The organism is Streptomyces bobili (assembly GCF_002154575.1).
Lineage (GTDB): Bacteria > Actinomycetota > Actinomycetes > Streptomycetales > Streptomycetaceae > Streptomyces > Streptomyces bobili.
In genome coordinates this window covers 314-619 of record NZ_MUBA01000776.1, presented here as the reverse complement: position 1 = coordinate 619, position 306 = coordinate 314, and the positions used below count along the sequence as shown (strand labels likewise).

Below are 306 nucleotides of genomic sequence, written 5' to 3'. Positions count from 1 at the left end.
GTCCCCAGGGGCGCTCACGCCGCTCGGGCGGCCGTCCGGACGGGGTCGGCCTGGTGCAGCGAACCCGTCGCGCCCAGGTCGGAGACGATCGCTGCCGCCGCCCGGTGGGCCGAGTGCAGGGCGCCCTGGACCGTGCTGGTGTCCCGGTGGTCGCCGCAGACGTACAGCCCGGCGAGGAGACGTACCGGCCGGCGCAGGTCGTGCGGCGCCCGCATCGCCGGTACGGCCTCGGCGGTGTGATGCACGGCCAGCGTCTCCCACCGCCCGGTCGAGGTGCCGTACAGCCGCGCGAGGTGCATGCGCACG

General features: G+C 76.8%; 1 protein-coding gene. It reads right to left on the bottom strand.

Going from position 1 to position 306, the window contains the following annotated elements; translation table 11 throughout:
* Nucleotides 1-14: 14 nt before the first annotated feature.
* Nucleotides 15-306, bottom strand: a 292-nt coding sequence (locus tag BZL64_RS41730; protein WP_244205790.1) for an FAD-dependent oxidoreductase, incomplete at its 5' end; no start/stop codon positions are given.